The 12,336-nt window shown below is 60.5% G+C and carries 11 protein-coding genes; 10 read left to right on the top strand and 1 reads right to left on the bottom strand.

Features of this window, described 5'->3' with window-relative positions:
- Nucleotides 1-14 precede the first annotated feature (14 nt).
- The 8 genes from bioF (at nt 15) to E4T63_RS25670 (ending at nt 9,338) form a co-directional block, all read left to right on the top strand.
- Nucleotides 15-1,193, top strand: coding sequence for an 8-amino-7-oxononanoate synthase (bioF, locus tag E4T63_RS25705; RefSeq protein WP_135296704.1), 1,179 nt, complete (start codon nt 15-17; stop codon nt 1,191-1,193).
- Nucleotides 1,186-1,917: an alpha/beta fold hydrolase gene (locus E4T63_RS25700; protein ID WP_135296703.1), complete on the top strand. Its 732-nt coding sequence runs from the start codon at nt 1,186-1,188 to the stop codon at nt 1,915-1,917. The genes bioF and E4T63_RS25700 overlap by 8 nt, the downstream gene beginning before the upstream one ends.
- Complete coding sequence (gene bioC / locus E4T63_RS25695; protein WP_098965937.1) at nt 1,910-2,722, top strand: malonyl-ACP O-methyltransferase BioC; 813 nt, start codon at nt 1,910-1,912, stop codon at nt 2,720-2,722. The genes E4T63_RS25700 and bioC overlap by 8 nt, the downstream gene beginning before the upstream one ends.
- Nucleotides 2,719-3,399, top strand: coding sequence for a dethiobiotin synthase (gene bioD / locus E4T63_RS25690; RefSeq protein ID WP_135296702.1), 681 nt, complete (start codon nt 2,719-2,721; stop codon nt 3,397-3,399). Before bioC ends, bioD begins: the two co-directional genes overlap by 4 nt.
- 109 nt (nt 3,400-3,508) lie before the next feature.
- On the top strand, nt 3,509-3,805 hold the full coding sequence (locus E4T63_RS25685; RefSeq protein ID WP_003228898.1) for a hypothetical protein: 297 nt from the start codon (nt 3,509-3,511) through the stop codon (nt 3,803-3,805).
- Nucleotides 3,806-4,081: 276 nt separating this feature from the next.
- Nucleotides 4,082-5,887: a phenylacyl-CoA dehydrogenase gene (locus E4T63_RS25680; protein WP_095137437.1), complete on the top strand. Its 1,806-nt coding sequence runs from the start codon at nt 4,082-4,084 to the stop codon at nt 5,885-5,887.
- A gap of 193 nt (nt 5,888-6,080) precedes the next feature.
- Nucleotides 6,081-7,370, top strand: coding sequence for a GGDEF domain-containing protein (locus tag E4T63_RS25675; RefSeq protein WP_098965935.1), 1,290 nt, complete (start codon nt 6,081-6,083; stop codon nt 7,368-7,370).
- Between the two features lie 189 nt (nt 7,371-7,559).
- Complete coding sequence (locus E4T63_RS25670; protein ID WP_135296701.1) at nt 7,560-9,338, top strand: acyl-CoA dehydrogenase C-terminal domain-containing protein; 1,779 nt, start codon at nt 7,560-7,562, stop codon at nt 9,336-9,338.
- Nucleotides 9,339-9,564: 226 nt separating this feature from the next.
- Here E4T63_RS25670 and E4T63_RS25665 read toward each other — a convergent pair whose 3' ends face one another.
- A complete protein-coding gene (locus tag E4T63_RS25665) occupies nt 9,565-10,494 on the bottom strand; it encodes a LysR family transcriptional regulator (protein WP_135296700.1) in 930 nt (309 codons plus the stop codon).
- 169 nt (nt 10,495-10,663) lie between these two features.
- Here E4T63_RS25665 and E4T63_RS25660 point away from each other — a divergent pair, with 169 nt between their 5' ends.
- The gene (locus E4T63_RS25660; protein WP_135296699.1) at nt 10,664-11,947 is read left to right on the top strand and encodes an aspartate aminotransferase family protein; all 1,284 of its coding nucleotides are present in this window, start codon (nt 10,664-10,666) and stop codon (nt 11,945-11,947) included.
- A gap of 196 nt (nt 11,948-12,143) precedes the next feature.
- Nucleotides 12,144-12,302, top strand: coding sequence for a YqaE/Pmp3 family membrane protein (locus E4T63_RS25655; RefSeq protein WP_003228885.1), 159 nt, complete (start codon nt 12,144-12,146; stop codon nt 12,300-12,302).
- The last annotated feature ends 34 nt before the right edge of the window (nt 12,303-12,336 follow it).

The raw sequence follows: 12,336 nt of genomic DNA, 5'->3' as shown, positions 1-12,336 counted from the left end.
AAGTCGAGGCCTGCATGTCTTTCGATCTCGCCGCACGCCTTGCTGCCCGCCGTGCCGAAAATCTTTATCGCCAGCGTCCGTTGCTCGAGTCCCCGCAGGGGCCTGAAGTGGTAGTCGACGGCCAGCCGTTGCTGGCGTTCTGTAATAACGATTACCTTGGCCTGGCCAATCATCCGAAGGTGATCGAAGCCTGGCGCGCTGGTGCCGGGCGCTGGGGCGTGGGCGGCGGCGCGTCGCATCTGGTGATCGGTCACAGCGGCCCGCATCACGCCCTGGAAGAAGCCCTCGCCGATCTCACTGGCCGGCCACGTGCTTTGCTGTTCACCACTGGCTACATGGCCAACCTCGGTGCGGTCACGGCATTGGTGGGGCAGGGCGATACGGTGTTGGAAGACCGCCTCAATCACGCCTCGTTGCTGGATGCCGGTCTGTTGTCCGGCGCGCGTTTCAATCGTTATCTGCACAACGACGCCGACAGCCTGGCCAAGCGCCTGGAGAAAGCCACCGGCAACACGCTGGTGGTCACCGACGGCGTGTTCAGCATGGACGGCGATCTCGCCGATCTGCCGGTGCTGGCCCGCGAGGCCAAGGCCAAGGGCGCGTGGCTGATGGTTGATGATGCCCATGGCTTCGGCCCGCTCGGTGCCAATGGCGGCGGGATCGTCGAGCATTTCGGTTTGAGTCAGGACGATGTGCCGGTGTTGGTTGGCACCCTCGGCAAGGCGTTCGGTACGGCGGGTGCTTTCGTCGCCGGCAGTGAAGAGCTGATCGAAAGCCTGATCCAGTTCGCCCGGCCCTACATCTACACCACCAGCCAGCCACCGGCGCTGGCCTGTGCGACGCTGAAAAGTCTGGAATTACTGCGCACCGAGCATTGGCGGCGTGAGCACCTTAACCTGCTGATCCGCCAATTTCGTCGAGGGGCCGAGCAGATCGGTCTGCAACTGATGGACAGCTTCACCCCGATCCAGCCGATCCTGATCGGCGATGCCGGTCGCGCCGTGCGCCTGTCGCAGCTGCTGCGCGAACGCGGCTTGATGGTCACGGCAATCCGTCCGCCTACCGTCCCGGCAGGAAGTGCACGCCTGCGCGTGACCCTGACCGCCGCTCACAGCGAGGCGCAGGTGCAGCTATTGTTAGAAGGACTGGCCGATTGCTTTGCCCAACTGCCGCCGGAGCCAAGCCATGCGTGATCGCCTGATTCTGCTGCCCGGCTGGGGCCTCGGTGTTTCGCCGCTGGAGCCTCTGGCCGCCGCTTTGCAAGGGCTTGACGAGCATCTGCATGTCGAGATCGAGCCGTTGCCGGAATTCGATTCCAGCGACTTGCAGGACTGGCTCGACGAACTCGATGAACGTATTCCTCAAGACGTGTGGCTGGGCGGTTGGTCGCTGGGTGGCATGCTTGCCTCTGAACTGGCAGCACGGCGCGGCGAGCGTTGCTGCGGTCTGCTGACGCTGGCGAGCAATCCTTCATTTGTCGCCCATGAGCATTGGCCGAGTGCGATGCCGGGCGAGACGTTCGATGCATTTCTCGCCAGTTGCCAGACCGACCCGCGGATGACCCTAAAACGGTTCTCGTTGTTGTGTGCTCAGGGCGCGCCGGACCCGCGCGGCATGTCGCGGCTGCTGCTGGGTGGCGCGCCGGCCACTTCGCCGCAAGCGTTGATGGCCGGGCTTGAACTGCTGGCGCAGATCGACACGCGCGAAGCGTTGCAGGCGTTTCGCGGCCCGCAGTTGCACCTGTTCGCCGGGCAGGACGGCCTGGTGCCTGCGGAAGCGGCGGCGTCGTTGTTCGCCCTGTTGCCGGATATCGAAATTGGTCTGATCGAACAGGCCAGTCATGCATTTCTTCTGGAAGACCCCCATGGCGTGGCGGGAGCGATCCAGGCCTTTCTACACGAGTGCGGTGATGACTGATTTGTCTCTTGTTGCGCTGCCTGGCGGCTTGCCTGACAAGCGCCAGGTCGCGGCCTCTTTCTCCCGTGCGGCGGCCAGCTACGACAGCGTTGCCGAGCTGCAGCGTGATGTCGGTTCGCAGTTGCTCGCGCGCTTGCCAGCGGGTTTTGTGCCGGCACGCTGGCTGGATCTGGGCTGCGGCACCGGGTATTTCACTCGCGCAATGGCCGAGCGATTTGTCGAGGATCATGGTTTGGCACTGGATATCGCCGAGGGCATGCTCAATCACGCCCGTCCTTTGGGTGGTGCGCAGTATTTCATCGCTGGCGATGCGGAACGTCTGCCGTTGCAGGATTCGACCTGTGAGCTGATCTTTTCCAGCCTTGCGGTGCAGTGGTGTGCGGACTTCGAATCGGTGCTCAGTGAGGCTTTTCGCGTACTGAAACCCGGTGGGATTTTTGCGTTTGCTAGTCTTTGTGTAGGGACGTTGTACGAGTTGCGCGACAGCTGGCGGCAGGTCGATGGTCTGGTGCACGTCAACCGCTTCCGCGAATTCGCCCGTTATGAGCAGTTGTGTGCCGCCAGCGGCTTGCGTACGGTGAGTCTGCAGAATCAGGCGCATGTGTTGCACTACCCGGATGTGCGCAGCCTGACTCACGAACTCAAGGCACTCGGCGCGCACAATCTGAACCCCGGTCGGCCGGGTGGCTTGACCGGACGCGCGCGGATTCTTGGGTTGATCGAGGCTTACGAGCAGTTCCGTCAGGCGCAGGGATTGCCGGCGACTTACCAGGTGGTCTACGCCGTGTTGGAGAAACCCTTATGAGCGCAGCCTATTTCATCACCGGGACTGACACCGATGTCGGCAAGACTACCGTGGCTGCCGGGTTGCTGCATGCTGCGAGCTCGGCAGGGCTGAGTACGGCGGCGGGGAAACCGGTTGCCTCGGGCTGCGAGGTCACCCCCAAGGGTTTGCGCAATGCCGATGCGCTGGCGCTGCTGGCCGAGTGTTCGGTGCCGCTGACTTATCAACAGGTCAATCCGGTGGCATTCGAGCCGGCCATCGCGCCGCATCTGGCCGCGCGTGAGGCCGGCGTCGCGCTGACCGTGCAATCGTTGCTGGCGCCGATGCGCGAAATTCTGGCGCTGAATGCCGATTTCACGTTGATCGAAGGGGCGGGTGGCTGGCGGGTGCCGTTGGCCGATCAGGACAATCTGTCGGATCTGGCCATCGCGTTGAAGCTGCCGGTGATTCTGGTGGTGGGTGTGCGCCTGGGCTGCATCAGCCATGCGTTGCTGACGGCCGAGGCAATTGCTCGCGATGGCCTGCAACTGGCGGGTTGGGTGGCGAATATCATTGATCCGAAAACCTCGCGGCTGGAGGAGAATCTGGCGACGCTGGCCGAGCGGATTCCCGCGCCTTGTCTGGGGCGGGTACCGAAACTGAAGTCGCTTAGCGCCGAGGCGGTGGCTGATCATCTGCAACTCGATCTGCTGGATTAATGTTTTTGGCTATGACAAGGCACTGTGCTATCAGTATTTTTGACGGGTGTTTTTCTGGCGCCTCTGCTTCAATGACAGCCATTGATCCTTCCCAAGGATGAGAACTCCCATGGAAATCTCCGGTAACACAGCTTTTTATGCGGGTTTGAGCACGATTCAGACCGGTCAGAACCGTGTCGATCAGGCCGCCAGCCAGATCGCCAACAACACCATCGAGCGTTCGGTCACCAGCCAGTCTTCCGAGGCGCAGGTCGATCGTCTGCGCGGTATCGACCGCAGTCAGCAAATGGATCCGGGCAGCGCCATGGCCGAAATGGCCCAGGGCAAGTTTCAGGTAGAGCTGGGCACCAAGGTCGCCAAGGCTTCCGATGAAATGCTCGGTACGATCATCGATACGTTTGCCTGAATTTTCGCGCCTCCTGCCTGCTGAACGCCGCGCCTCGTCGCGGCGTTTTTCGTTGTAAGTCCTTCTCCCTCAACTAATCTTTTTTCATTGCCCGTGGCGCTTTGCAGTCCATGGCGGTTTGCCGTGTCCGGCATTTGAAAAAAGTCATGATGAACGGCAAAAGATCGACGCTTGACAAGATTTCGGCGTAAACGTATGTTTCAAACAACTGTTTGACCGTCACAACAAATCAACGCGGTCGTTCATTCCCGGTTACATCAGCAGAGGTTTATCGCTATGCCTGACTACAAGGCCCCCTTGCGTGATATTCGCTTCGTTCGTGACGAACTGCTCGGCTACGAAGCGCACTATCAGAGCCTTCCAGCTTGCTCCGAAGCAACGCCGGACATGGTTGACGCCATTCTTGAAGAAGGCGCCAAGTTTTGTGAGCAGGTACTGGCACCGCTGAACCGCGTGGGCGACCTCGAAGGCTGCACCTGGAGCGAGTCCGGTGTGAAAACCCCGACTGGCTTTAAAGAGGCCTACAAGCAATTCGTCGAAGGCGGCTGGCCAAGCCTGGCGCACGACGTCGAGCACGGCGGTCAAGGCCTGCCGGAGTCGCTGGGTCTGGCCGTAAGCGAAATGGTCGGTGAAGCCAACTGGTCGTGGGGCATGTACCCAGGCTTGTCCCACGGCGCGATGAACACCATCTCCGAGCACGGTACCCCTGAGCAGCAAGAAGCCTATTTGACCAAACTGGTTTCCGGCGAATGGACCGGCACCATGTGCCTGACCGAACCGCACTGCGGCACCGACCTGGGCATGCTGCGCACCAAGGCCGAGCCTCAGGCTGATGGCTCCTACAAGGTTTCCGGGACCAAGATCTTCATCTCGGCCGGTGAACACGACATGGCCGACAACATCGTCCACATCGTACTGGCCCGCCTGCCGGACGCTCCGGCTGGCACCAAAGGCATTTCCCTGTTCATCGTTCCCAAGTTCCTGCCGAACGCCGATGGCACTATCGGTGCGCGCAACGCAGTGAGCTGCGGTTCGCTGGAACACAAGATGGGCATCCACGGCAACGCCACTTGCGTGATGAACTTCGACGGTGCCACCGGTTTCCTGATCGGCCCGGCGAACAAAGGCCTGAACTGCATGTTCACCTTCATGAACACCGCACGTCTGGGTACCGCGCTGCAAGGTCTGGCCCACGCCGAAATCGGCTTCCAGGGTGGCCTGAAATACGCTCGCGATCGTCTGCAAATGCGCTCCCTGACTGGCCCGAAAGCGCCGGACAAGGCCGCTGACCCGATCATCGTGCACCCTGACGTACGTCGCATGCTGCTGACCATGAAGGCCTTCGCCGAAGGCAACCGCGCGATGGTGTACTTCACCGCTAAACAGGTCGACATCGTCAAATACGGCGTCGACGAAGAAGAGAAGAAGAAAGCCGACGCACTGCTGGCGTTCATGACGCCGATCGCCAAGGCGTTCATGACCGAAGTCGGTTTCGAAGCCGCCAACCACGGCGTGCAGATCTACGGTGGCCACGGCTTCATCGCCGAGTGGGGCATGGAGCAGAACGTTCGCGACAGCCGCATTTCGATGCTGTACGAAGGCACCACCGGTATCCAGGCACTCGACCTGCTGGGCCGTAAAGTGCTGATGACTCAAGGCGAGGCCCTGAAAGGCTTCACCAAGATCGTCCACAAGTTCTGCCAGAACAACGAAGGCAACGAAGCCGTCAAAGAATTCGTTGCGCCGCTGGCTGCACTGAATAAGGAATGGGGCGAGCTGACCATGAAGGTCGGTATGGCTGCCATGAAAGATCGCGAAGAAGTCGGCGCGGCCTCCGTGGACTACCTGATGTACTCCGGTTACGCCTGCCTGGCCTACTTCTGGGCCGACATGGCACGTCTGGCCGCCGAGAAGCTGGCAGAAGGTACCGGCGACGCTGCGTTCTACACCGCCAAGCTGCAAACCGCGCGCTTCTACTTCCAGCGCATCCTGCCACGTACCCGTACCCACGTGGCCACCATGCTGTCAGGCGCCAACAACCTGATGGACATGAAAGAAGAAGACTTCGCCCTGGGCTACTAAGCCTCAACGCGGTCTGACGAAAACCGCTGCTCCTTCGGGGGGCAGCGGTTTTTTTGTTGCTGAATCGCTCAGAAACCGGGGTTTTCTGCCGTTAAAGAGACTGCGTGTGATCTGGATCACATTGTGTGTGCTTAACTGGCCACATTGCAGGCACAATGCCATCTCTTTGATATGACGGGTCGGAGCTTTACCCTTGCCGCGTTCTTCTGCTGTACGTTTCAGCCATTTCCTACCTTCACTGCTGTTGTTGCTCGCGGGGTTGGCGGCTGCGTACGTCAAAGACCTCAACGTATTCTTCACTTCGCTGTTCAACGTGTTGCCGACCCTGGTGCTGCTGTTGGGCGGCGCTTACTGTGCGGTTTACCGACGTCAGCGCGAGCTGTTTCTGATGCTCACGGTGTACATCGCTTACTTTTTGCTCGACACCCAGACCGACTATTACCGCGACAATGGCAAGGTGCGCGAAGACGCCGCCGTGGTGTTTCACCTGGTCTGCCTACTGCTGCCGTTGCTGTTCGGGCTGTTCGCCGCGTGGCAGGAACGTACGCATCTGTTCCAGGACATGGTCGCGCGGTTCGCCGTGTTGCTGGCCTTTGGCAGTGTTGCTTTGGGGCTTGAACAAAGTTATCCGCAGGCGCTGCTGATGTGGCTCTCGGAAATCCGCTGGCCGGCGCTCCACGGCGCCTGGATGAGCCTGATCCAGATGTCCTATCCGGTATTCCTCTCGGCGTTCCTGTTGCTGGCCTGGCAATACTGGCGCAATCCGCGTCCACTGCACGCGGCGCAATTGGTCGGCCTGCTCGGGGTGTTCTGGATGCTGCCGAAAACTTTCATCCTGCCGTTCACCCTGAACATCATGTGCAGTCAGGTGATGCTGATGATTGCCGCTGCCGTGGCGCATGAGGCCTATCAAATGGCCTTCCGCGATGAACTCACCGGTCTGCCGGGGCGTCGTGCGCTCAATGAACGGATGCAGCGCCTGGGGCGCAACTATGTGCTGGCGATGAGCGACGTCGATCACTTCAAGAAATTCAACGACACCCACGGTCACGACGTCGGTGACCAAGTGCTACGGCTGGTCGCCAGCAAGCTGTCGAAAATCAGCGGTGGCGGTAGGGCGTATCGCTATGGGGGTGAAGAATTCGCCTTGGTGTTTGCGGGCAAAACCCTCGAGGAGTGCATGCCGCACCTGGAAGTCATCCGCGAGTCGATTGCCTCCTACAACATCCAGTTGCGCAACCAGGAGAGCCGTCCGCAGGACGATCAGCAAGGTCGTCAGCGTCGTAGCGGCAGCGGTGCTTCCAGTGTTTCGGTCACGGTCAGTATCGGCGTCGCCGAGCGCGTCGAGCAACGGACGCCGGAAGAAGTCCTCAAGTCTGCCGACCAGGCGTTGTACAGCGCTAAGGGCGCCGGGCGTAACTGCGTCATGGCGTTCGGACAGAACCGTCGCGGCGCGGTGCGGATGGACAGCGCCGCTGGCTGACTCAAGCCACACGTCATCACTCAAGAGCCCGCTGATTGCGGGCTTTCTTTTATCTCTGAATGCTGGTGACCAAAAATAACAAATCAGTCACCGGTTGACCCTATGTGTCGCAAAAGTTGTTGAGGTACACTCGGCCTCAACGAAAACACTCTTCCACGAATCACCTGTTTAGATCTTGCGAGGTTTGCCATGGCTGACTACAAAGCGCCGCTGCGCGATATGCGCTTCGTCCTCAATGAAGTATTCGAAGTCGCCAAACTCTGGGCCGAACTGCCGGCCTTGGCCGAGACTGTCGATGCAGAAACCGTAGAAGCCATTCTCGAAGAAGCCGGCAAGGTCACCAGCAAAAGCATCGCCCCCCTGAGCCGTGCGGCCGACGAAGAAGGCTGCCACTGGAAGGACGGTGCCGTCAGCACCCCGGCCGGTTTCCCACAGGCCTATCAGACTTACGCTGAAGGCGGCTGGGTCGGTGTCGGTGGCGATCCGGCCTACGGCGGCATGGGCATGCCCAAGGCCGTTTCGGCTCAAGTAGAAGAGATGGTCAACTCCGCCAGCCTGTCGTTCGGTCTGTATCCGATGCTGACCGCCGGCGCCTGCCTGTCGATCAACGCCCACGCCAGCGAAGAGCTGAAGGCCGCTTACCTGCCGAACATGTACGCCGGGATCTGGGCCGGTTCCATGTGCCTGACCGAGCCGCACGCCGGCACCGACCTGGGCATCATCCGCACCAAGGCCGAACCGCAGGCCGACGGTTCCTACAAGGTCAGCGGCACCAAGATCTTCATCACCGGCGGTGAGCACGACCTGACCGAGAACATCATCCACCTGGTGCTGGCGAAACTGCCGGACGCACCTGCTGGCCCGAAAGGCATTTCGCTGTTCCTGGTGCCGAAGTTTATGGTCAATGCCGATGGCAGCTTGGGCGCGCGCAACCCGGCGAACTGCGGTTCGATCGAACACAAGATGGGCATCCAGGCATCCGCGACCTGCGTGATGAACTTCGACGAAGCTGTGGGCTATCTGGTCGGCGAGCCGAACAAGGGCCTGGCGGCGATGTTCACCATGATGAACTACGAGCGTCTGGGCGTCGGTATTCAAGGTCTGGCCAGCGGTGAGCGTTCCTATCAGAACGCCGTCGAATATGCGCGCGATCGTCTGCAGAGCCGTTCGCCGACCGGCGCGCAGAACAAGGACAAGGTTGCCGACCCGATCATCGTTCACCCGGACGTGCGTCGCATGCTGCTGACCATGAAAGCCTCGAACGAGGGCGGTCGCGCCTTCTCCACGTACGTGGCGATGCAACTCGACACCGCCAAGTTCAGCGAAGACTCGACCACTCGCAAGCGCGCAGAAGACCTGGTCGCACTGTTGACTCCGGTGGCCAAGGCATTCCTCACCGACCTGGGCCTGGAAACCACCGTGCACGGCCAGCAGATTTTCGGCGGCCACGGCTACATCCGCGAGTGGGGCCAGGAGCAACTGGTGCGTGACGTGCGCATCACCCAGATCTACGAAGGTACCAACGGCATTCAGGCACTGGACCTGGTCGGGCGCAAGATCGTCGGCAGCGGCGGCGCGTTCTACAAGCTGTTCGCTGACGAGATCCGCCACTTCACCGCAACCGCCAGCACTGACCTCGGCGAATTCACCAAGCCGCTCAACGATGCCGTCAGCACCCTCGACGAGCTGACGGCGTGGCTGCTGGATCGGGCGAAAACCAATCCGAACGAAATCGGCGCAGCCTCGGTCGAATATCTGCAAGCGTTCGGCTACACCGCTTATGCCTACATGTGGGCACTGATGGCGAAAGCCGCGCTGGGCAAAGAAGCCCAGGACGATTTCTACGCCAGCAAGCTAGGCACCGCGCGCTTCTATTTCGCCCGTCTGCTGCCGCGTATCCACTCGCTGAGCGCATCGGTGAAGGCGGGTAGCGAATCGCTGTTCCTGCTGAATGCTGAGCAGTTCTGATGATGTAACGTCATGTAAGCATTCTCTTACATGACGTGCTGCTGTTCTCCCATAGGCGTAGATTGGATCCACAGCTAATCTACAACTCATGGACGTCGCGCAGGAAGCGCAAAGCAACAACACGGACACGTAGGATTCTGCCAGGGTGGCGGAGTGAAATGGATGTCAGGGAAACAGTCTGCAAAGCCCCGCTTCGGCGGGGTTTTCTTTTGCCTGAAGAAAAGTATCAGGCCAGCGGATCCAGTGGCGGCGCGGCTTTCAGCGGTTTGTCTTCACGCTGAATCACTTCTTCCAGCAACGTGCGCAGTAACGCCAAAGACGCCTGCTGGCGCTGCACATCGCGACACACCAGTCCAACCTTCAGCGGCACCCGTGGTTCGCTCAACGGCTTCCACAACAGATCCTCATCGTCGTATTCCTTCTGTGAACGCCCGGGCAGCACCGTCGCCAGTTTGGTGTGCGGTAGACTGTCGAGAATCCCCAGCATATTGTTCAGCTCGGCCTGCACTTGCGGGCGCCGACCCAGGCTGGTCAGTTGCGCCTGCCAGATCTGTCGGATCTGAAACTCTTCGCCCAGCAGCAACATCGGCAATTCCGCTGCCTGCCGCATCGAGACCTTCTTGAATTCACGCAGCGGGTGATCCGCCGGGATGACCAGCGTCAGTTCGTCCTCGTACAGCATCACGCCATGCAGCCCCGGTTGGCGCGGCGGCAGGTAGCTGATGCCGATGTCCAGTGAGCCGTTGAGCAAACGGCGCTCGATCTCCAGCCCCGTCAGTTCATAGATCTGCACCACAAGATGCGGCTGCGCCTTGCGCACCCGTTCGAGCATTTGCGGCACAAGGCTGGTGTGCACGGTTTGCAGTACGCCGATCGCCAGCGTGCGCAAGGCCTGCCCCTTGAAGTTGCCCAGCGCTTCCCGCGCCCGCTGCAAACCGTCGAGCAGCGGCAGGGCGTGGTTGTACAGCGTGTGCGCGGCAAGGGTCGGCAACAGGCGTTTGCTGCTGCGTTCGAACAGCGTGACGTCGAGGTTCTGTTCGAGCTGGCGAATCTGCTGCGACAGCGCCGGTTGCGAAATCGACAGGCGTTCGGCGGCCCGACCGACATGGCCCTCTTCGTAGACCGCGACGAAATAACGCAGTTGTTTGAAATCCATAAGTAATGCTTATCGAAAATGCTGGTAAATCGAAATGGCCCGAAGCCGTCAGTGAGCCTAGTCTAACCGCAATCACAAGGCTTACAGGGCCAGAGAGCGCGATGAATAGCGTTTGCTTCGATAGGGTTTGCATAGGCGGTTCAAAAAACCTCAAGCGAGGTTTTTTGCAATGAATCTGTTCAGTCTGCGGCGTCAGACGCCGAGTCTCGATGACCTCGCTTTCGAGGCCGGTCCACCCCAGGCAGGCGATAGCCTGAATGCCGAGCGACTGATGCCCAGCGTCGAGCGACCGGCGCAGGTCTTCGTGCGTGGCCAGGGATCCTGGTTGTGGGACAGCAACGACCGCGCTTATCTCGACTTCTCCCAGGCCGGCGGCGCCAACAGCCTCGGCCACAGCCCTTCGGCGCTGGTCAAAGCCATCGCCAGTCAGGCCCAGGCGCTGATCAATCCCGGTTTCAATCTGCACAACCGCGGCATGCTCAGCCTTGCCGAACGCCTGTGCGCCAGCACTTCCAGCGATCAGGCTTACCTGCTCAACAGCGGCAGCGAGGCCTGTGAGGCAGCGATCAAACTGGCGCGCAAATGGGGCCAACTGCATCGTGGCGGCGCCTCGCGGATCATTGTTGCGAAGCAGGGTTGCCATGGCCGCAGCCTGGCAACGATTTCCGCCTCGGACAGTTGCAACCTGCACAACCGCTTCGCACCGTTGCTGCCGGGTTTCGATCTGGTGCCGTTCAACGATTTGCCGGCGCTGCATGCGGCTGTCGATGCGCAAACCGTGGCGATCATGCTCGAACCGATCCAGAGCGATGCCGGGGTGATTCCGGCCACCGAGCATTACCTCAAAGGCGTCGAGCGTCTGTGCCGAGAATTGGGCATTTTGCTGATCCTCGACGAAGTGCAGACCGGCATCGGGCGCTGCGGCACATTGCTCGCCGAACAGTCCTACGGCGTGCGCGCCGATATCGTTGTGCTCGGCAAAGGCCTCGGCGGTGGTGTTCCTCTGGCGGCGTTATTGGCCCGTGGCAAGGCCTGCTGTTTTGACGCCGGTGAACTGGGCGGCACTCATCACGGCAATGCGCTGATGACAGCGGCCGGTCTGGTGGTGCTTGATAGCGTGCAGGATCGGGTATTTCTCGAGCAGGTCAAAGACCTCGGCCAGCACCTGCGCGAAGGTCTAGCTCGATTGGCGCACCGCTACGGGCATGGCGAACCGCGTGGTCAAGGCCTGTTCTGGGGACTGAGCCTGTCAGAGGATTCCGCTGATGCCGTAGTCAATGCCGCCTTGCACGAAGGCCTGCTGCTCAACGCGCCGCAAGCCAACTGCCTGCGTTTCACCCCGGCACTCACCGTCAGCAAGGCCAACATCGACGAAATGCTCCTGCGCCTGGCCCGCGCCTTCTCGCGAGTGCGTACCGCGCAACTGCAATGCCGCAAAGGGATTGCCGTCTGAGCTGAAGTTTCCTACCCGATTTGAAGAACCGTCTCGCGGTATAACGCACGCCTCACGCCTGATTCTTTTGGCGTGGGGCGTTTTTTTGTGCCCGATGGTGGCGATCAAATGGCGTTTGCACTGAACCCTGAAGAACGGCGCAGGTCGATTAGCTTGTATGGCTCATGTGAGCCAACCCCCATTCAGGAGCTGACCCATGGACTTCATTCGTATCATCATCGCTATTCTATTGCCGCCACTGGGTGTGTTTCTGCAGGTCGGGTTCGGCGGGGCGTTCTGGCTGAACATTCTGCTGACGCTGTGCGGCTATATCCCGGGGATCGTGCATGCGGTGTACATCATCGCCAAGCGCTGAGTATTGCCGAGTCAGATAAAAAGCCGTCGCGAGC

The organism is Pseudomonas fluorescens (assembly GCF_004683905.1).
Classification (GTDB): Bacteria; Pseudomonadota; Gammaproteobacteria; order Pseudomonadales; family Pseudomonadaceae; genus Aquipseudomonas; species Aquipseudomonas putida_A.
This window is presented reverse-complemented; position numbering and strand designations above follow the sequence as displayed.